The following is a 19103-nucleotide window of genomic DNA, read 5'->3' as shown; positions in this document are numbered from 1 at the left end:
GTCGATTCGGCGAAGGACGCGTCACGATTCGGCAACGTTTGGCGGGCTGCAGCTAACCCTCCAGCCGCTCCGCCAGGTCCAGCCACTCCATTTCCAGTTCCTCGTGCTCGGCCTGGGCGGCCTTGAGCTCGCGGTCGGCGTCGGCGAGCTTGCCCAGGTCCGGGTCCGCTGAGCCGGCGATCTCCGCGAGCTCCTGCTCGAAGGTGGCGATGCGCTCGGCGGCCTTGGCCATCTTGCGCTCGGCCGCGTTCATCTTCTTCTTGAGCTCGCGCTCCTCCTGGGAGGACAGCCCGTTTTTCGGGGCGGGCCTGTCCGCGCCGTCGCCGGCCTCCCCGAGGTCGAGGACTCCCCCGCCCCGGGCCGCCTCCATCGCCTGTCGACGCTCGAGGTACTCCCCGATCCCGCCGGGGAGGTTGGTGAGCCGGCCGTCGCCGAAGAGGGCGTAGGTGTGGTCGGCAATCCGCTCGACGAGGTAACGGTCGTGGGAGATGACCACCAGGGTGCCGGCCCAGTTGTCGAGCAGGGACTCCAGCTCCTGGAGGGTGTCGATGTCGAGGTCGTTGGTGGGCTCGTCGAGAAGCAGGACGTTGGGCTCGCTCATGAGCACGCGCGTCAGCTGCAACCGGCGGCGCTCACCGCCGGAAAGGTCACGGATGTAGTCACGCTGGCGCTTCGGGCTGAAGCCGAGACGCTCCGCGAGCTGGGAGGCGGAGACGTCCCGGCCGCCGAGCTCGATGTAGCTGGCGACGTCCTCGACCGCGTCGATGAGGCGGCGGTCCCCGTCCAGGTCGTCGAGCTCCTGACGCAGCCAGCCCAGACGCACCGTCTGCCCCTCGACGCGCCGACCCGCGGTCAGCGGGTACTCCCCCGCCAGCGCCCGCAGCAGCGTGGTCTTGCCGGAGCCGTTGACACCGACGAGACCGATCCGCTCGCCCGGGGCCAGGCGCCAGGTGAGGTGGTCGACCAGGGTCCGCCCGTCCGGGGCGTCGATGCGCGCGTCCTCGAGCTCGATGACCACACGCCCCTGGCGCTGGCGGGAGAAGGCCATGAGCTCGACCTTGTCGCGCGGGGCGGGCACGTCAGCGATGAGGGCCTCGGCGGCCTCGATGCGGTAGCGCGGCTTGGAGGTGCGGGCCGGGGCGCCGCGGCGCAACCAGGCCAGCTCCTTGCGGGCCAGGTTCTGGCGGCGCTGCTCGATGGCGTCGGCCTGGCGGGCGCGTTCGGCGCGCGCGAAGGTCCAGTCGTTGTAGCCGCCCTCGTAGGCGTCGACGACGCCGTCGTGGACCTCCCAGGTCAGGGTGGCGATCGTGTCGAGGAACCAGCGGTCGTGGGTGACCACGACGATGGCCATCCGGCGCGAGAGCAGGTGCTCGGCGAGCCACTGCACGCCCTCGACGTCGAGGTGGTTGGTCGGCTCGTCGAGCACGATGAGGTCGAGGTCCTGGACCAGCGCGGCGGCCAGGTTGACGCGGCGCCGCTCGCCGCCAGAAAGATCCCCGACGGGCGTGTCCAGCCCGAGGTCGACGATGCCCAGGCCACCGAGGGCCTCGCGGACCCGGGCGTTGGAGGCCCATTCAAAGGTCTGCAGCCCCAGGGGTTCGACGACGGCCTGGCCGATGGTGAGGGCGTCGTCAAGCTCGAAGCGCTGGGTGACCACGGCCATGCGCAGGCCGGAGGTGTGGGAGACGCGGCCGGCGTCCGGCGGCACCAGGCCGGTGAGCACCTCCAGCAGGGTGGTCTTGCCGCCGCCGTTGACGCCGACGATGCCGATGCGGTCGCCGGTCTGGACGCCCAGGGACACGGAGTCCAGCAGCGTCTTGAGCCCGTAGGACTTGCTGACGTTTTCGAGGTTGATCAGGTTCGCCATGATGCCTAGATCTTAGATCACCGGCGGCCCGCCACCGGTTTCCCCGCCCCACGGCCCGGGGCCCCGACGTAGGATGTGAGCCACCACACAACCACAGGGAGGAGCATCCATGGTCGCCGCCGCCGAGGCAGAGGATTTCGAGTTCGACGTCAGCGAATGGTTCAATTCGGCGCCACTCACGCCCACCGACCTGCGCGGGAAGGTGGTGCTGGTGGAGTTCTTCCAGATGCTGTGCCCGGGCTGCGTCAACCACGCCATCCCCCAGGCGCAGAAGGTTCACCGCACGGTGCAGGGGGACGCGCTGCAGGTGCTGGGCATCCACAGCGTCTTCGAGCACCACCAGGCGATGACCCCGGAGGCGCTGAAGGTCTTCCTCTCCGAGTTCCGGGTGGACTTCCCTGTCGCCGTCGACCGGCCCCGCCAGGGCCTGCCCGTCCCAGCGACGATGCGGCGCTGGAACCTGCAGGGCACGCCCACCACCATGCTCGTCGACCGCGACGGGAAGGTGCGCCAGACCTTGTTCGGCCAGCTCGACGAGCTCGTCCTCGGGGTCTGGTTGGGCACCCTGCTGGCCGGGTCTGGGGGCGCCCGGCCCGAGGGCGCCTAGTAGAGCAGGTGCGCGCCGGCGTCCGGGCTGCGCACGACCATGCCCGAGGCCGGGGCGATGTCGGCGCTGACCTGGTCGACGACCTCCTGGGCCGCGGCCTCGTCCTCGCAGAGGAATGCCCACGTCGGCCCCGACCCCGAGATGATGCCGTTGATGGCGCCGGCGTTCATCCCCGCGTCGTGGATCTTGCGCAGGTCCGGGCGCAGCGTCAGCGTCGCCGGCTGCAGATCGTTGTGCAGCGCCGGGCCCAGCTGGTACGGGTCCCCGGAGATCATTGCGTGGGAGACGGCGCCGGTGTCCAGGTGCGGCTGGAGAGTCTCCTTCGCCGGGTCGGCGGCGCGCATCTCGTCGAGCTTGGCGAAGACCGCGCCCGTCGACAAGCCCCGGGCGTTGGTGATCATCGCCCAGTGGAAGGGACCGCGCGACATCATCGTCGTCAGCCGGTCACCGCGGTCGGTGCCCAGGGCGCTGCCGCCCTTGAGCGTGAAAGGCACGTCCGCGCCGAGCCCGGCGCCGAGCCCGAGCAGCTTGTCGACGCCGCGCGGCGCCACCCCGTATTCCTCGGCCAGCCAGGCGTCGGCGGCGACGAGCGCGGCGGCCGCGTCGGCCGAGCCGCCCGCCATGCCCCCGGCCACCGGAATGGACTTGTGCAGGTCAAGGAGCACGCCCGGCAGCTCACGCGGCCCGTGCTCACGCCGGTACTCGGACACGACCGCCTCAACGGCCCGCCAGGCGAGGTTGCCGGCGTCGAGCGGGACCTCGGGGTTGGCGCCGCTGCTCAGCCGCAGGCCCGTCACCACGCCCGGGCCGCCGGGCGCCGGGGCGTCGTCGGCGTGCAGCGTGACCACGTCGGAGACGGAGACGGACTGGAAGACCGTGGAGAGTTCGTGGTAGCCGTCCTCGCGGGCGGGGCCGACGCCGAGGTGCAGGTTGACCTTGGCGTGGGCGCGGGCCGTGGCCAAGGGGACGGCGGCGGGCCCGGTCATCGGCGGTACTCCGGCGCGGAATCGGCGGAGACCGTGGCCAGGCGGACGAAATCGGCCACGCCCAGCTTCTCACCGCGCAGCTTCGGATCGATGCCGGCGGCTGTCAGCGCCTCCTCCGCGGCCTGGGCCGAGCCGTAGTGGCCGGCCAACGCGGCACGCAGGGTCTTGCGTCGCTGGGCGAAGGCGGCATCGACGAGCGGGAAGACGCGGTCACGGTCGCCGAGGTTCCACTCGGCGTCGCGGTGGCGGTCGATACGCACGAGGCCGGACTCGATGTTGGGCTCCGGCCAGAAGACGTGGCGACCGATGGATCCGGCGCGGCGGACGTCGCCGTAGAAGGAGGCCTTGACGCTGGGCACCCCGTAGATCTTGGACCCCGGTTCGGCGGCCAGGCGGTCGGCGACCTCGGCCTGGACCATGACGAGCACGCGGGTGATGGTCGGGAAGATCGCCAGGAAATGCAGCAGGACCGGCACAGACACGTTATAGGGCAGGTTCGCCACCAGGGCGGTGGGTGCCTCGATCTGCTCCGGGCGGGTCTGCAGGGCGTCCTGTGTGATGACGGTGAGCCGGTCGGCGGCGGCGGGCGCGCGCCAGGCGACGGTCCGCGGCAGCTCGCCGGCCAGACGCTCGTCGATCTCGACGACGGTGACCTTGTGCGCGGCCTCAAGCAGGCCGAGCGTGAGCGAGCCCAGTCCCGGGCCGATCTCGACCACATGGTCCTCGGCGCCGATGTCGGCGGCGCCGATGATGCGGCGGACGGTGTTGGGGTCGTGGACGAAGTTCTGTCCGAGCTTCTTCGTCGGCGTCACCCCGAGCTTGTCGGCCAGCTGGCGGATTTCTGCGGGACCGAGCAGCTCGACTGCGGGGGCCGGGTTGTCTGGGGCGTTCATGACCCCCTAACTTACCCGGCCCGGTCTCCTACTTGGCGAACTCCTCGACAATCGCCTTGTTGAAGGCCGGCAGATCGTCCGGGGTGCGCGAGGACACCCAGCGATTATCTACGTGGACCTCCTCGTCGACCCAGGTCGCACCGGCGTTGCGCAGGTCGGTCTTGATGGACGGGAAGGAGGTCAGCGTGCGACCCTTGAGCACGTCCGCGTCGGTGAGAATCCAGCCGCCGTGGCAGATGACGCCGAGCGGCTTGTCCGCCTGCACGTGCTTGACGACGAAATCCACCGCGTCGGCGTCCATGCGGATCTTGTCGGCGTTGCCGGTCCCGCCCGGCAGGATGAGCGCGTCAAACTCGGCCGGATCCGCGTCGGCCGAGGCCAGATCGACGTCGACCCTGGTGCCGTTCTTGCCCTCGATGGGCTGGCCGGCCTCGGTGGAGATCACCGTGACCTCCGCCCCGGCCTCCCTGACCGCCTCGACGGGCTTGGTCAGCTCGGAGTCCTCGAAACCGTTGGTGGAAATGACGGCGATCCTTTTACCGCTGAGAGTTGCCATGTCGGGATGCTCCATTCTCTGTGTTCTCTGGTGTTCGGGCGTCACCCACGCTAGCCACGCAGCCTGAACGTTGGGTGGACGTCGTCGTAGAGGTGTCTTGGTCCGGAAAACACGGAAGAACCCGCCCCAGGCAGGGGCGGGTCGACGGCGGGCGCGGCCTAGCGCAGACCGAGCTTGGCGGTGCAGGCCGGCCAGGCTCCCCAGCCCTGGGAGGCCTGGGTCTTCTCGGCGATGGCGATCTGCTGCTCGCGGCTCGCCTGGTCGGCGGTCGGGGCGTAGGCGGTTCCGCCGTAGGCGGCCCAGGTGGACTGGGAGAACTGCAGGCCGCCCTGGTAGCCGTTGCCGGTGTTGATGGACCAGTTGCCGCCGGATTCGCACTGCGCGATGGAATCCCAGACGGAACCGCCGGCGACGGCCGGGGCGGAGGAGGCGGCCGGAGCCGGCTGCGGGGCGCTGGCGGGCGTGGTCGCGGCGGCGGTCACCGTCGGGGCCGGCTGCTTGGTGCCGCGGGCGACGACGGTGGCTCGCGCCGGCTTGAGTTCGTCGGACTCGAGGACCTCGGTGGATTCCTGGACGCCGTTGACGGTGGTGACGCGGGTGGTCACGCGGCGCTCGCCGGCCTCACCCTGCTCGACGACGTGCTCGGTGCCGACTTCGGCCTCCGGGTCCTCGACGTAGTTGACGGCCGGTTCGACGGTCTGGACGTCGGTGTGCTGGGAGACGGTGACACGGTCGATGGTGATCGTGGTGCCCGCCTCGACGACGGCGTCGAGGGCCGGGGAGACGCGGTCGTCGGAGTCGACGGTCACGCCCCGGGAGCTGAGGACGTCGGCGACGGTCTTCTTCGCCATGGAGGTGTAGGTGACCGAGCCGCCGTCGTTGATGGCGATGATCTTCGGGGAGGTGACCTCCACCTGCATGCCCTCGGTGACCGGCTCGTCGGCGTCGACGTTGGCCTCGGAACCCGGCGTGACGGCGCCGATCTCATCGACCAGGTCGGCGACGGTGGCGGCGGTGGAGCTGACGGTGTGCTCCTGGCCGTCGATGATCACGGCGACCGGCTTGGCGGTACGCACGGTGATGGTGTCGTTATCGGCGAGGGACTCGCCCGGGGCCGGGTAGACCAGGTCCTCCGCACCGACCGCGACCCCGGCCTTCGCCAGGGCGCCCTCGACGTCGCCGGAGTAGGTCGACAGCGCCAGCTGCTCACCGTTGACGTCGATGATGACGTCCTTCTGGGCGCCGATGACGGCGACGCCGCCGATGGCCAGGGCTCCCAGCGCACCGCCGGCGACGATGCGCATCGGGGTGGAGGTGGATGCGTTGATTCGGTTGATCTGCTTGTCAGGTGCCATGACGGTCAACTAGCTCGTCTCTTCGATTCGAACGGCCGGCCACCCGGGTAGATGGTCCGGCCCCTGTGCTTCGGTGTGCTGCGCGGGCATGGGGCCCGCTGTGAACTGTCAGTCACAATAAGATAACGAATCGGGGAAAGCCAGACAGGGCACCCCCGCGCGCCACAGCGCGCGGCACCAGGATCCCCCTCTCACGTGCGGTGATTGCAACGGAAAGATAACGCTGTGACAATGCACACACAGCGGTTTTTCGGGGCGGACCGGGCCCTACCCGAGGCCATACACCCGATCAAAGGTCTGGGTGACCTCCTCGGCGAGGTCGCGAACATGCATGCCACGAGCCTCGGCCACCACCAGCGCGGTATGGCCGATGAGGGCGGGCTCGTTGCGGCTGCCGCGGAAGGGTTCCGGAGTCATGTACGGCGCGTCCGTCTCGATGAGCAGCTGGCCGGCCGGGGCCAGCTGGGCAGCCCGGCGCAGTTCATCGTTGCGCTTGAACGTGACGTTACCGGCGAAGCTGAGCACGTAGCCCCGATCCAGCGCCTCCTTCGCCACCGCCAGCGGGGAGGAGAAACAGTGCAGGATGACGGTCTCAGGCGTGGGAGCGTCGGCGAGGATGCGCATGAGGTCCTCATCGCCCTCGCGGTTGTGGATCATCAGCGCCTTGCCCGAGGAGTTGGCCAGGTCGATGTGCCAGCGCAGCGCCTCCTCCTGCACGTCCAGCGCAGCGGTGCGCTCGGGATCGTGCCGGAGCCAGTAGGTGTCGATGCCGGTCTCCCCCACCGCCACGCAGCGCGGATCGGAGGCCATCTCGCTGAGGCGGGCACGGGCCGCGTCGTCGAGCTGGTGCGCCCGGGTGGGGTGGAGCGCGCACGCCGCCCACACGCGCGGGTTCAGGTGCGCGGCCTCGAGCGCCAGCTCCGCCTCGGCCAGCCCGTCGCCCACGGTGCAGATGCGTTCGACGCCCGCCTCGAGGGCTCGGGCGACGATGGCGTCGACCTCCTCCTGCGTCCGGGCCCGCGCGGACGCGAGGTGGGTGTGGGCGTCCACCAGCCCGTCGATCTTCGCGGCCGGGACGGGCGTGGGGCGAGGCTTCTTCTTCGACATGGTCCCCCACTCTATCGCCCAGCCCTCGGGTGGTCGGAGATCGCCGAGGTGCCTAGACTCTCCGCCATGGAGATCCGTCTCGCAACACATGAGGACCTGTCGGCGATCGTTGAGATCCAGAACTGGGCGATCCGGAATACGACCGCGTCGTTCCGTTTCTACGATCTGGACGCCGAGGAACGCACGGAATGGCTGGACGAGCACATCGAGGAAGGATTTCCCGTGCTCGTCGCCGAGGACGAGACCGGCGTCCTGGGCTACGCCAGTTACATGCAGTGGCTGGACATGCCCGGCTACCGCCACACCATGGAGAACTCGATCTACGTCTCCCCCGACGCGCACGGCAAGGGGGTCGGCTCCAGGCTGCTCGGGGAATTGATTCACCAGGCGAAGAAGCACGGCGACGTGCACGTCATGCTGGCCAACATCGTCAGCGACAACAGGGGCTCGCTCGCGCTGCACAAGAAGTTCGGCTTCACCGAGGCCGGCTTCTTCCCGGAGGTGGGCCGGAAGCATGGCCAGTGGCTGGGGATTTACCTCATGCAGCTGATGATCGACATGGTCCCCCACGACCCGGACGTCGACGACACGGGTTCGGTCCTCTACGCCGGCGACGCCGCCAACCCGCACGTGTAGGACAGGTCAGCCCCGGGCGGCCAGCGCGAAGGGCAGGACCTCCCGCCCCGTCGCCGTGTGAAGCGCCGCACCGGCCACGGTGACCGACCAGCCGGTGTCGACGACGTCGGTGAGCAGGAGTATCGGGGCCTCGCCGGACAATTCCCCGGCCAGCGCACGCACGTCGTAGTGGTCCAGCAGGCCCAGCACCCGGTAGGCCGAGTTTTGCGCCGTCACTTCCCCCGCACCGGCGGCCACCGGCAGCACGCCGCCGAAATCCATCCGGCCGACCGCCGCGATCGCCTGCGCCACGCGCGCGAGGAACGCGGTGGTCTGCTCGTCGCTGGCGCCCAGCGCCACCACCGTGGTCGGGCGCCGCGTCCAGTCCCAGTCCGCCAGCACCGCGACGATGCGGGACAGCCACGGATCGGACTTCCAGTCCGTGCCGGGCACCCAGGCGCGTTCGCCGACCAGCTCCCGCAGCGCGGGGCCGCGGGCGACGTCGTTGAGCCGGCCCAGGGCCCGGCCAGGCCCGACCCCGGTGATCTTCCCCTTCACCCGGGACAGGCCGCTCGGCCACTGGCGGCGCTGGGTCAGCAGGACCCCCGGCGCACGCATCTTCGCGGTGACCCTGTCCGCCATCGCCGCGTCCACGGCCGGATCCAGGTGGTTGCCGGTGCAGTTGTCGCAGCGGCCGCAGACGGATCCGTCGAGGGTCGGATCGTCGAGCTGGCTGCGCAGGAAGACCAGGCGGCACTGTCCGGTGCGCTGGTACTCGAGCATGGCGTCCTGTTCGCGGGTGCGGGCCTCGTCGATGCCGCGGTAGCGGGCGGCGTCATAGGACCAGGGCCGGCCGGTGGCCACCCAGCCGCCGCGGACGCGCTGGACGGCGCCGTCGACGTCGAGGACTTTGAGGGTCTGCTCGATCCGGGTGCGCGAGAGATCCACCGCGGTCTCGAGCCTGATAGTGGACAGGGCGGCGCCGTCGGCCTCCTCCAGCGCACCCAGCAGCGTCCGGACCGTCTCCTCCTCCGGAAACGAGACGGAGGCGAAGTAGTCCCAGATCTGCCGATCCTCCGCCCCCGGCAGGAGGATGACCTCCGCGCGGTCGGTGCCGCGGCCGGCGCGGCCGATCTGCTGGTAGTAGCTGATCGGGGAGCTCGGCGCACCCAGGTGCACGACGAAACCGAGGTCGCGTTTGTCGAAGCCCATGCCCAGGGCGCTGGTGGCGATGAGCGCCTTGAGCTCGTTGGCGATGAGCGCCTGCTCGAGGCGTTCGCGCTCCCCCGCCTCCGTGCGCCCGGTGTAGGCCGCGACGTTCCAGCCGACCGCCGTCAGGGCCTCCGCCAGATCCTCCGCGGCGGAGACGGTCAGGCAGTAGACGATGCCGGAACCCGGGAGCGCGGCCAGGTTCGACGCCAGCCACGCCGGGCGCTGCGTTGTGTCCGGGAGATGGACGACGTTGAGGTGCAACGACTCCCGGTCCAGGCCCCCGCGCAGCACACCGGTGTCCGGGCCGAGCTGCGCCTGGACGTCGGCGACGACGCGGTCGTTGGCCGTCGCCGTCGTCGCCAGGACCGGCACGCCCGGACGCAGTCCGGCCAGCAGATCCTTGATGCGGCGGTAGTCGGGGCGGAAGTCATGGCCCCAGTCTGAGATGCAGTGCGCCTCATCGACGACGACCATGCCGGTGCTTTCCGCCAGCTGCGGGAGGATGTTCGTCCGGAAATCCGGGTTGTTGAGACGTTCCGGGGAGATGAGCAGGACGTCGACTCCCCCGCCGGTGACGGACTGTTCGATGGCGGCCCACTCGGTCATGTTGGCCGAGTTGAGGGTGGCGGCGACGATGCCTGCCCCGGAGGCCGCCTGCACCTGGTTGCGCATCAGCGCCAGCAGCGGGCTGATGATGATGCTCGGCCCGTGGCCGGCCCGGCGCAGCAGCTTGGCGGCGATGAAGTAGACGGCGGATTTGCCCCAGCCGGTGCGCTGGACCACCAGCATGCGCCGACGGGCGTTGACCAGCGCGTCGATGGCGACCCACTGGTCGTCGCGCAGGCGCGCCTCGGGTCCGGCGATTCCCTCGAGCAGGCGCTGGGCGTCATCACGGGTAGCGGTCACAGATGTCTGGCTCGTCATGCCGACCAACCTAACAGTCGACCCCGACACGCTAGTTCTCCACGATGCGGGGCTCGCTCAGACCGAGGTCGTCATCGACGAATCCGGGGCGTGCCGCGAGGAAGCCGACGACCCCCTTAACCAGGGCGAGGACGAGCAGGGCCAGTAGGATTCCGGTCCACCCGACCTCCGGGCGGTAGACCAGGCCGATGACCAGCGGGCCCAGGGCGGCGATGACGTAGCCGAAGGGCTGCACGAAGCCGGAGAGCCGCGCGGCCACCAGCGGGTGCCGGGCCTTGACGACGATGAGGTTGAGCGCGAGGACGAAGGCCCAGCCGCCGACCCCGAGCAGTGAGGACCACAGCAGGGGCGCGGCCGCGGGGGCCAGCAGCAGCCCCAGGTAGCCCGAGAAGGTCAGTGCGCCGAAGAGCAACGGGAGCACCTCCACCCGCGGGAGCCGGGCGATGACCGTGGGGATGACGAGCCCGCCGAGGATGCCCCAGCCGGCGTTGATGGACAGGCCGAGCGAGGCCACGGTCCGCGAGACCCCGGAGTCCAGCAGGATCTGCGAGAGGTATCCCATCTGGATGTAGGCGTGCATGGACTGCAGCCCGAAGTAGGCCATGAGGAAGACCGCGGACGGAGAGGTCCACAGCGAGGGCAGCGCCCCCGGCGTCCCCGGCGTCCCCGGCGCCCCCGGCGCCCCCGGCGTCCCCGGCGTCCCCGGCGTCTCGGTGGCGGCGACCCGGTACCGCGGGAAGTCGTAGCCGTTGCGCACCGCGACGAAAAGCCACACCAGGACCTGGGCCAGGCCCGCGGAGACCCAGACGAAGAGGGCGTCGCGCCAGCCGCCCTCACGCTCGGCGAGACCGGCCGACAGTGGGCCCAGGGCACCGGAGATGCCCAGCACGGTGGTGTTCACCGTCATCAGGGTGACGATGTTGCGGCCGCCGTGCAGCTTGATCCACGCGGGCAGCAGGACGTTGGACAGGGCGATGCCGACCACCACGAACGCGGTGAACAGCAGGAAGAGCCAGACGCTGCCCGTCCACGGGCGCACCGCCAGTCCGGTCAGGGTGAAGCTCATGCCGATGAGCAGGGTGCGGCTCATGCCGATGCGTTCTGCCAGGGGCACGGCGCACAGGCCCATGACCGCGAAGAAGGCGCCCGGCATGGCCGTGATCAGACCGGCGACGGCCGGGGAGGCGTCGTACCAGCCGAGGATGTCGGACAGGACGGGCCCGACGGAGGTGATGCCGGCACGCAGATTCAGCGCGGCGACGAAAATCGCCACGAGGGTGAAGACCAGGCCGATGGCGGAGCCGCTGGTCGCCGACGTGGCGTTTCTCGGGGTGTCCATGGGGGCTACTTCTGCACCGGCGCCCACTCCGGGCCGGTCTCCGCCAGCTCCGGGTCCAGTTTGGCCACCAGCGGGGCCGGCTTGGCCAGGGCGGTGCCCGGGACCACGTCGATCCGCGCCCATCGGGCCTGCTGGGCGGTGTAGTCGCCGGTGATGACAGGGTAGGTCTGCGCCGGGTCCGGGGTGCCGACGCCGATGGGGGCCGCGGGCGAGGAGTCGGTGACCTCCCGGATCTCCGGCTCGGCGGCCCAGACGCCCTCCCGGCCCAGGGTCTCGTGGATCCGCTGGGACAGGTGCGGCAGGTACGGGGTGAGCATGGTGTTGCAGTCGGAGACGACCTGCAGCGCGGTCCACAGGACGGTCGACAGGCGCGAGCCCGGCTCCTTGGCCCCCTCCTCCTTGGCCAGGACCCACGGCTCGGTCTCGGCGATGTAGGCGTTGGCCTCACCGACCACGTGCATGACATGGCTGATGCCGTTCTTGAACTTGGCGTCGCCGAGGTTCCGGCCCACGACGTCGAAGGCCTCGGCGGCCAGGTCGAGCAGCTTCTGGTCGGTCTCGGTGAGCTCACCCGGGGTCGGGACCTCGCCGAAGTTCTTGTGCGCCATGGACACGGTGCGGTTGACGAGGTTGCCCCAGCCGTTGGCCAGCTCATTGTTGGTGCGGCGGACGAACTCGTCCCAGGTGAAGTCGGTGTCGGTGTTCTCCGGGCCGGCCACCGAGATGAAGTAGCGCAGGGCGTCCGGGCCGAACTCGGCGAGGAAGTCCTTGACGTAGATGACCACGCCCTTGGAGGAGGAGAACTTGGATCCGGACATGGTCAGGAACTCCGAGGAGACGATCTCGGTCGGCAGGTTGAGCTCACCGAAGGCGTGCGCTGCCCCGCCCTTGGCGCCCTTGCCCGCGTAGCCGAGGAGCTCGGCGGGCCAGATCTGGGAGTGGAAGGTGATGTTGTCCTTGCCCATGAAGTAATAGCCGGGGACGGACGGGTCCTGCCAGAAGGCCTTCCAGGCGTCGTCGTCGCCGGTGCGGTGCGCCCACTCGATGGAGGCGGAGAGGTAGCCGATGACGGCGTCGAACCAGACGTAGAGCTTCTTGGCGTTGTTGTCCTGCCAGCCCTCGACCGGGACCGGCACGCCCCAGTCAATGTCGCGGGTCATGGCGCGCGGGCGCATGTCCTCGAGCAGGTTGAGGGAGAACTTGATGACGTTGGGGCGCCAGTCCTCGCGGCCCTCCAGCCACGTCTTCAGGGCGTCGTGAAGCGAGGGCAGGTCGAGCAGGAAGTGCTCCGTCTCGATGAAGTCCGGGGTCTCGCCGTTGATCTTGGAGCGCGGGTTGATCAGCTCGTGCGGATCGAGCTGGTTGCCGCAGTTGTCGCACTGGTCGCCGCGGGCGTCGGTGGCCCCGCAGATCGGGCAGGTGCCCTCGATGTAGCGGTCCGGCAGGGTGCGCCCGGTCGAGGGGCTGATCGCGCCGAGGGTGGTCTCCTTGATCATGTAGCCGTTATCGTACAGGCCCGTGAACAGCTCCTGCACCACCGCGTAATGGTTGGAGGTGGTGGTGCGGGTGAACAGGTCGTAGGACAGGCCGAGGCCGGCGAGGTCCTGGACGATCTGGCGGTTGTAGCGGTCCGCCATCTCCTTGACCGGCACGCCTTCCTTGTCGGCCTGGACCTGCAGCGGGGTGCCGTGCTCGTCGGTGCCGGAGACCATCAGGACGTTCCTGCCCTGCATTCGCTGGTAACGGGCGAAGACGTCGGAGGGCACGCCGAAACCGGCGACGTGGCCGATGTGGCGGGGGCCGTTGGCGTAGGGCCAGGCCACGCAGACAAGAACGTTGTTGGTCTCACTCATGGCCAACAGCATACTTTCCCGCGCCCGCCCAGCTGTCCTCGGGCGCTGCGGCGGGGGCGACGGCCGGCGCGTGGTGCCCGGCGCGTGGTCGGCCGGAAAAGCGGACGCCCGTCCACCGGCCGGTGGACGGGCGTCGACAAGCTTTCCCTGGGCGCTAGACCTTCGGGGCCTTGCGTGCCAGGACGCTGCGGCGGCGCTCCTTCTGGGCGTCGCGGTAGGCCTTCTCGCGGTGCAGTCGGCGCTCGATGGCCAGCTGGCGGGCGAAGCGCTGCTGCTCCCGGGCGTCGAGGTAGATGACGTCATTCATCAGATCCTTCACGATGGCGAACATCAGCAGGAAGATGATGAAGAGGAACGGCGTGGCGGCCACGATGGTCACGGACTGCAGCGCGTTGAGCGCGTCATCGCCGCCGACGACCAGCAGCGTCAGGCCGACGAGGGCGGCCATGATGCCCCAGGCCGCGGTGACCCAGCGGTTCGCGTCGGACTTGCCGTTCTGGGACATGGACCCCATCACCGTGGAGGCGGAATCCGCGGAGGTGATGAAGAAGGTGCCCAGCAGGATGACGGCGACCACGCCGGCGATCATGCCGCCCGGCAGGGAGTGCAGCAGGTTGAACAGCTGCTCCTCGGTGGTGCCGCCGCCGACGATGGACTGGTCGTTGTTCTCCATCCAAATGGCGGTGCCGCCGAAGACGGAGAACCAGACGGTGGACAGGACGGAGGGCACGATCAGGACGCCGAGACAGAACTCGCGGATGGTGCGGCCGCGGGAGATGCGGGCCAGGAACATGCCGACGAACGGGGACCAGGACACCCACCAGGCCCAGTAGAAGATGGTCCAGCCGCCGAGCCACTCGCCGGCGGTGCCGTCGGCGGAGACCCCCGTCCACGACGCCATCTCGAAGAACTTGCTGAAGTAGGCGCCGATGGAGGTCGGCAGGATGTTGAGCTGGGTGACGGTCGGGCCGAAGACGAACACGAAGATCGCCAGGATCGCGGCGAGGATGATGTTGAAGTTCGACAGGTACTGGATGCCCTTGCCGACGCCGGAGATCGCGGAGAGGATGAAGGCCAGGGTCAGCACCAGCACGATGCCGATGATGACGCCCTGGCCCGGATCATCCATGAAGCCGGAGGCCTGCAGGCCGGAGCGGATCTGCAGGGTGCCCAGCCCGAGGGAGCAGGCGGTGCCGAAGACGGTGGCGAAGATGGACAGGATGTCGATGAGCTTGCCCACCCAGCCTTCGGCGGCCTTGCGGCCGATGAGCGGAATGAACGCCGAGGAAAGCAGCTGCTTGCGGCCCAGGCGGAAGGTGGAGTAGCCGATGGCCAGGCCGACGATGGCGTAGAGCGCCCACGGGTGCAGCGTCCAGTGGTACATGGCGGTCGCCATGGCGGTACCCACCTCGTTCGCCTCGCGTCCGGGTACCGGGGAGAGGTAGTGCGCCAGCGGCTCGGAGGCGCCGTAGAACATCAGGCCGATGCCCATGCCGGCGGCGAACATCATGGCGATCCAGGAGATGGTGCGGAACTCGGGTTCCTCGTCGCTGCCGCCGAGACGGATGGAACCGAACCTGCTCAGCGCCACCACCAGGACAAACACCACGAAGATGGTGCCGAAGAGGGTGAAGGCCCAGCCGACGTTGTCGAGGACCCAGGTGAAGGCCCCGTTGGCGAAGGTGGCGAAGCTCTCGCCGCCGAGCAGCCCCCAGGAGACGATGCTGATCACGAGGAGCATCGCGGGCACGACGACGACCCAGTCGATCCGGGCGTTCTCGTCCTCGGACTGGAGGGTGACGTGGTCCTCCGGGTAGTCGGCGACCGTCAGCCGGTCATCGTCGTTGAGGAGAGCCGCCAGCTGTTCCGTGGCGCTGGCGCCGGCGAGTTCGTCGGCGACGGAATGGTAGTCGGGGTTGTCTCGTTGCACGCCGTCCGCTTCAGCGTGGTGGAGCGCTTCATCCTTGACATTTTCAGACATACCCTTAAGATTCCTGGCCTTTACCTGGGATGACAACTAAAAAGCAGGAAAAAGCGGAAATCGTGATACGACCTCAACTGGGCCTTTATCATTTTGTTACCTTAAGAAACTCCAGCACAATGGCCCATTTTGACCACAAAACATCACAATAAGATAACAACATGGCGTTGAGGTGCATTTTTCCAGGGAGACGGACCCTCTACCTCTTCCGGGAGTCCAGCACCGCCTCATACAGTTCGCGGTTCGACACCCCGTAGCGGGCCGCCAGCGCCTTGGTCGCGTCCTTGAGCCGGACGCCCTCGGCGACCTCCTTCTCGACGGCATCCACCAACGCCTCCACGCTCACCGCCTCGGCGGAGCCGCCCTCGACGACAACGGTGATCTCCCCCTTCACGCCCTCGGCCGCCCAGGCCGCCAGCTCCGGCAGCGTCCCCCGCCTGACCTCCTCGTAGGTCTTGGTCAGCTCACGGCACACCGCCGCCCGGCGGGAGGACCCGAGAATCTCGGCGGCGTCCGCCAGCGTCTCGGCAAGCCGGTGCGGCGACTCGAAGAAACAGACGGCCCGCTCCTCATTGACCAGCGACTCCAGCCACGTCCGGCGCGCGCCCTGCTTCCGCGGGACGAAACCGTCGAAGATGAAATGCCCGACGTTGAGACCCGACAGGGCCAACGCCGTCGGCACGGCGGAGGGCCCCGGAATGCAGGTGACGGGGACGCCGGCGTCGTGGGCGGCGTCGACCAGCGCATGCCCCGGGTCGGAGACCAACGGCATGCCGGCGTCGCTGACGACGAGCACGGACCCGGCACGCGCGGAGGCCAGCAGCTGGCTGACACGGCCGGCCTCGTTGTGGTCGAAGTTGCTGACCACCTGCCCACGGATCTCGACGTCGAGTGCCTGGGCAAGGGTACGGACACGGCGGGTGTCCTCCGCCGCGACGACGTCCGCGGTCGCCAGCGCGTGGCGCAGCCGCTCCGACGCGTCATGGATGTTGCCGAGGGGCGTGGCGGCAATGATGACGCCGACGGGCAGGCGGGGAACTGAGGTGCTCATGTCTCCAGCAAACCACATCGACCGCCACGGCCGTGACGCCCGGCTGACCAGCACGTGTCCTAGACTGTGGCGGGTGAGTACCAGCATCAGCGAGCGCACCCGATCCGCACCCGCCCACCAGGCTCCCCCGGCGCCGGTCAACCCGCCCGCACCGCGCCGCTACCGCTGGTCCCCGCGCGACACCTGGACCACCCTGATCATCGCGGGCCTGGCGTTCTTCACCCGTTTCATCGGCCTGACCGGCCCGGAGGTGCAGGGCACCCCGGTCTTCGACGAAAAACACTACGTCCCCCAGGGCTGGGACATGGTCCGCTCCTGGTTCAACCCCGTCCTAGGCGGCATCGAGGCCAACCCCGGCTACGGCCTGGTCGTGCACCCGCCGCTGGGCAAGCAGCTGCTCGCCCTCGGTGAGCTGCTCTTCGGCTACACCCCGCTGGGCTGGCGGGTCATGGTCGCCCTCTTCGGCGTCGGCACGGTGCTGCTGACGATGGCGCTGGCCCGGCGCGTCTCCCACTCCTGGCAGATCGGTGTATACGCCGGACTCCTCGCCGTGCTTGACGGGGTGCTGCTGGTCTCCGCCAAGTTCGGCATGCTCGACATGTTCCAGGTCTTCTTCGTCGTCGCCGCCGCCTGGGCCCTGGCCCGCGACCACCAGCAGATGCGCGAGCGGCTGCACGACGCCTGGGCCACCGGCCGCCTCGGCGCCAGCGCCTTCGGCCCCCGCTTCGGCTTCCGCTGGTGGCGCCTGGCCGCCGGCGTCTTCCTCGGCGCCGCCCTGTCGGTGAAGTGGTCCGGCCTGTACTACATCGCCTTTTTCGGCCTGATGAGCGTGCTCATGGACCTCGCGCTGCGCAAACGCTACGGGGTGCGCCGCTACGTCGTGGGCACCCTGGTGCGTGACACCCTCGCGGCGCTCGCCTCCCTGGTGCTGGTTCCGGCGCTGCTCTACATCTGGTCCTGGCGCGCCTGGTTCGCCTCCGAGACCTCGGTCTACCGCCACGCCGCCACCGACGGCACCCTCGCCGCCGACTCGCCGCTGCAGCTGCTTCCTGACGCCTGGGCCGGCTGGTTCCACTACCACTTCTCCGTGCTGGCATTCCACGGCGAGCTGACCACCTCCAACGGCCATTCCCACCCCTGGGACTCCAAACCCTGGTCCTGGCTGGTCGCGGCGCGCCCGATCCTCTACTACTCCTCCACCGACATCGAGTGCGCCACCGGCACGTGCCGCTCCATGATCTACCTCTTCGGCACCCCGGCCATCTGGTGGCTGACCGTCCCGGTCCTGCTCTGGGGGCTGTGGTGCGTACTCATCCGCCGCGACCGCCGCTGGGTCATCCCGCTGGTCGGCTTCGCCGCCGGCTTCCTGCCCTGGCTGGCCGCGTACGACCGGCAGATGTACTTCTTCTACGCCACCGCCCTGGTGCCCTTCACCATCGTCCTGCTCGCGCTGGCGCTGGGACAGCTCACCGGCCGCGGACCCCGGGTACGGCAGCCCTGGCTGCGATCCGTCGCCCGCGGGGACATCCGCTGGGGGACCCTCGCCGTCACCGCCTACCTCGCGCTGGTGCTGGCGATGTTCCTCTACTTCTCCCCGCTCTTCTACGGCTACCTCATTCCGGACGGCGTATACCACCAGATGATGTGGCTGCCGAGCTGGACGTGACTCACGGCCGTACGTCCGTACCTACCGCGCGCCCACCAGTTCCACGGGTCGGCCCTCGTAGAGATTGACATACAGGTCGAAAAGCACGTCGCGGTGCTCCTGGTAGCCCTCGACGTTCATGCCGGTGATCTCGTGGCCGATTTCCCACTGCGCCGGAATCTCGGCCGACAGCAGCTCCAGCCCGTTGTCGCGGGCGATCTCCGCGGGAATGTCGTGGGCCAGCTCGTGGTCGATGAGCTCGTCATCCTCGGCCACGACCACGGCGATGGACTCCAGCCCCAGGTTCGTCGGCTCCTTCTTGAGGTTGTCACCGACGATGAGGTACTGCGCCAGCGCACGGTAGGAGAAGCCCGGGTTCTCGGCCTCGACCCCGTTGCTGAACTCATCCCCGATGAGGTGGTTGCCGTGCAGCGTCTTGAGCAGCGGCAGCTGCCACTTCGGGGACTGGCTGGGGGCCGGCTCGTAGAAGGGGGAGAGCAGCAGCGCGTGTTCGACCTCGGGGCGGTACTCCGCGGCCCAGGTGCTGAGCATGCCCCCGCCGGAGAGCCCGACGACGCCGACCTCCTCGCCCAGACCGGTGGCGGTGGTGACGGCGTCGTTGACGAAGTCCACCAGGCCGTCGGCGGTGACGTTGGCGTGGTACAGCGGGTCGGCGGTGCCGTGGGCGGGAGCAACCGGGGCGTAGACGTTGTAGCCCTGCTCGTAGAAGTAGCGGGTGATGTCCTCGAACTGGTGGGGGCACTGGCGTACGCCGTGCAGAAAGACCACCGTGTGCGCGGTGCGCTCCCCGTGGGTCAGCAGCGTGCTGCGGCACTCCTCGGTGACGTTGTTGGCCTGGTCCTCGCCGATCTTGTCCTCGACGCGTTCGAGCGCCGCGTCGTAGGTCACCGAATCCACGACGCCGGTCTGGCGGTGCGCGCTGGTGTGCGGCCAGAAGTAGACCGCGCCGGCCGCCACCAGGACGAACACGAGGACCGCCGCCAGCAGTCCTCCCAGGATTTTCGCTGTCTTCGCCATCTGGGCGCCCCGTTTCAGGAGTAGGAGTCCGATGCCCCCGATCCTACGGCCCCCGGCCGTCTCCGCTCCCCGGT

General features: G+C 69.3%; 15 protein-coding genes. 3 read left to right on the top strand and 12 right to left on the bottom strand.

The window, feature by feature from the left end:
* Positions 1-52: 52 nt before the first annotated feature.
* Positions 53-1867: an ABC-F family ATP-binding cassette domain-containing protein gene (locus CGUA_RS04285; RefSeq protein WP_290197855.1), complete on the bottom strand. Its 1815-nt coding sequence runs from the start codon at positions 1865-1867 to the stop codon at positions 53-55.
* A 109-nt stretch (positions 1868-1976) separates the two neighbouring features.
* Between CGUA_RS04285 and CGUA_RS04280 the strand changes: the two genes are divergently transcribed.
* Positions 1977-2474: a TlpA disulfide reductase family protein gene (locus CGUA_RS04280; RefSeq protein WP_290197854.1), complete on the top strand. Its 498-nt coding sequence runs from the start codon at positions 1977-1979 to the stop codon at positions 2472-2474.
* Here the strand turns inward: CGUA_RS04280 and CGUA_RS04275 are convergent.
* From CGUA_RS04275 to CGUA_RS04255, 5 genes are all read right to left on the bottom strand, one after another.
* Positions 2471-3460 (bottom strand): 4-(cytidine 5'-diphospho)-2-C-methyl-D-erythritol kinase, encoded by a 990-nt coding sequence (locus tag CGUA_RS04275; RefSeq protein WP_290197853.1) that lies wholly within the window; start codon positions 3458-3460, stop codon positions 2471-2473. The genes CGUA_RS04280 and CGUA_RS04275 overlap by 4 nt on opposite strands.
* On the bottom strand, positions 3457-4353 hold the full coding sequence (rsmA, locus tag CGUA_RS04270) for a 16S rRNA (adenine(1518)-N(6)/adenine(1519)-N(6))-dimethyltransferase RsmA (RefSeq protein ID WP_290197852.1): 897 nt from the start codon (positions 4351-4353) through the stop codon (positions 3457-3459). Before rsmA ends, CGUA_RS04275 begins: the two co-directional genes overlap by 4 nt.
* A 28-nt stretch (positions 4354-4381) precedes the next feature.
* Positions 4382-4909, bottom strand: a complete 528-nt coding sequence (locus tag CGUA_RS04265) for a type 1 glutamine amidotransferase domain-containing protein (RefSeq protein WP_290197851.1) — start codon at positions 4907-4909, stop codon at positions 4382-4384.
* A gap of 158 nt (positions 4910-5067) precedes the next feature.
* A complete protein-coding gene (locus CGUA_RS04260) occupies positions 5068-6264 on the bottom strand; it encodes a resuscitation-promoting factor (protein ID WP_290197850.1) in 1197 nt (398 codons plus the stop codon).
* A 267-nt stretch (positions 6265-6531) separates the two neighbouring features.
* Positions 6532-7371 carry a TatD family hydrolase gene (locus CGUA_RS04255; RefSeq protein ID WP_290197849.1) on the bottom strand — a complete coding sequence of 280 codons (840 nt, stop codon included), beginning with the start codon at positions 7369-7371 and terminating at the stop codon, positions 6532-6534.
* 66 nt (positions 7372-7437) lie between these two features.
* Here CGUA_RS04255 and CGUA_RS04250 point away from each other — a divergent pair, with 66 nt between their 5' ends.
* The gene (locus CGUA_RS04250; RefSeq protein WP_290197848.1) at positions 7438-8007 is read left to right on the top strand and encodes a GNAT family N-acetyltransferase; all 570 of its coding nucleotides are present in this window, start codon (positions 7438-7440) and stop codon (positions 8005-8007) included.
* A 6-nt stretch (positions 8008-8013) separates the two neighbouring features.
* On the opposite strand, the gene CGUA_RS04245 is transcribed toward CGUA_RS04250, so the two are convergent.
* The 5 genes from CGUA_RS04245 to rsmI form a co-directional block, all read right to left on the bottom strand.
* Entirely contained in the window at positions 8014-10104 is a 2091-nt protein-coding gene (locus CGUA_RS04245) for a RecQ family ATP-dependent DNA helicase (RefSeq protein ID WP_290198311.1), read from the bottom strand.
* A gap of 49 nt (positions 10105-10153) precedes the next feature.
* Positions 10154-11461: an MFS transporter gene (locus CGUA_RS04240; RefSeq protein ID WP_290197847.1), complete on the bottom strand. Its 1308-nt coding sequence runs from the start codon at positions 11459-11461 to the stop codon at positions 10154-10156.
* A gap of 5 nt (positions 11462-11466) precedes the next feature.
* Positions 11467-13314, bottom strand: coding sequence for a methionine--tRNA ligase (gene metG / locus CGUA_RS04235; RefSeq protein WP_290197846.1), 1848 nt, complete (start codon positions 13312-13314; stop codon positions 11467-11469).
* A 154-nt stretch (positions 13315-13468) separates the two neighbouring features.
* Positions 13469-15295 carry a BCCT family transporter gene (locus tag CGUA_RS04230; protein WP_290197845.1) on the bottom strand — a complete coding sequence of 609 codons (1827 nt, stop codon included), beginning with the start codon at positions 15293-15295 and terminating at the stop codon, positions 13469-13471.
* A gap of 199 nt (positions 15296-15494) precedes the next feature.
* Entirely contained in the window at positions 15495-16346 is an 852-nt protein-coding gene (gene rsmI, locus CGUA_RS04225; RefSeq protein WP_290197844.1) for a 16S rRNA (cytidine(1402)-2'-O)-methyltransferase, read from the bottom strand.
* Between rsmI and pmt the strand changes: the two genes are divergently transcribed.
* On the top strand, positions 16345-18012 hold the full coding sequence (gene pmt, locus CGUA_RS04220; protein WP_290197843.1) for a protein O-mannosyltransferase: 1668 nt from the start codon (positions 16345-16347) through the stop codon (positions 18010-18012). The two genes, rsmI and pmt, sit on opposite strands and share 2 nt — an antisense overlap.
* Positions 18013-18033: 21 nt before the next feature.
* On the opposite strand, the gene CGUA_RS04215 is transcribed toward pmt, so the two are convergent.
* Positions 18034-19029, bottom strand: coding sequence for an alpha/beta fold hydrolase (locus tag CGUA_RS04215; RefSeq protein ID WP_290197842.1), 996 nt, complete (start codon positions 19027-19029; stop codon positions 18034-18036).
* Positions 19030-19103 lie beyond the last annotated feature (74 nt).

The organism is Corynebacterium guangdongense (assembly GCF_030408915.1).
GTDB classification, from domain to species: domain Bacteria; phylum Actinomycetota; class Actinomycetes; order Mycobacteriales; family Mycobacteriaceae; genus Corynebacterium; species Corynebacterium guangdongense.
This window is presented reverse-complemented; position numbering and strand designations above follow the sequence as displayed.

Bases quoted from the DNA above. Each gene is read 5' to 3' on its own strand.
- CGUA_RS04280 (WP_290197854.1), top strand. From the start codon at position 1,977: ATGGTCGCCGCCGCCGAGGCAGAGGATTTCGAGTTCGACGTCAGCGAA.
- CGUA_RS04260 (WP_290197850.1), bottom strand. From the start codon at position 6,264: ATGGCACCTGACAAGCAGATCAACCGAATCAACGCATCCACCTCCACC.
- metG (WP_290197846.1), bottom strand. From the start codon at position 13,314: ATGAGTGAGACCAACAACGTTCTTGTCTGCGTGGCCTGGCCCTACGCC.
- CGUA_RS04255 (WP_290197849.1), bottom strand. From the start codon at position 7,371: ATGTCGAAGAAGAAGCCTCGCCCCACGCCCGTCCCGGCCGCGAAGATC.
- rsmI (WP_290197844.1), bottom strand. From the start codon at position 16,346: ATGAGCACCTCAGTTCCCCGCCTGCCCGTCGGCGTCATCATTGCCGCC.
- CGUA_RS04250 (WP_290197848.1), top strand. From the start codon at position 7,438: ATGGAGATCCGTCTCGCAACACATGAGGACCTGTCGGCGATCGTTGAG.
- CGUA_RS04285 (WP_290197855.1), bottom strand. From the start codon at position 1,867: ATGGCGAACCTGATCAACCTCGAAAACGTCAGCAAGTCCTACGGGCTC.
- CGUA_RS04265 (WP_290197851.1), bottom strand. From the start codon at position 4,909: ATGGCAACTCTCAGCGGTAAAAGGATCGCCGTCATTTCCACCAACGGT.
- CGUA_RS04240 (WP_290197847.1), bottom strand. From the start codon at position 11,461: ATGGACACCCCGAGAAACGCCACGTCGGCGACCAGCGGCTCCGCCATC.
- CGUA_RS04215 (WP_290197842.1), bottom strand. From the start codon at position 19,029: ATGGCGAAGACAGCGAAAATCCTGGGAGGACTGCTGGCGGCGGTCCTC.
- CGUA_RS04275 (WP_290197853.1), bottom strand. From the start codon at position 3,460: ATGACCGGGCCCGCCGCCGTCCCCTTGGCCACGGCCCGCGCCCACGCC.
- CGUA_RS04230 (WP_290197845.1), bottom strand. From the start codon at position 15,295: ATGTCTGAAAATGTCAAGGATGAAGCGCTCCACCACGCTGAAGCGGAC.
- pmt (WP_290197843.1), top strand. From the start codon at position 16,345: ATGTCTCCAGCAAACCACATCGACCGCCACGGCCGTGACGCCCGGCTG.
- rsmA (WP_290197852.1), bottom strand. From the start codon at position 4,353: ATGAACGCCCCAGACAACCCGGCCCCCGCAGTCGAGCTGCTCGGTCCC.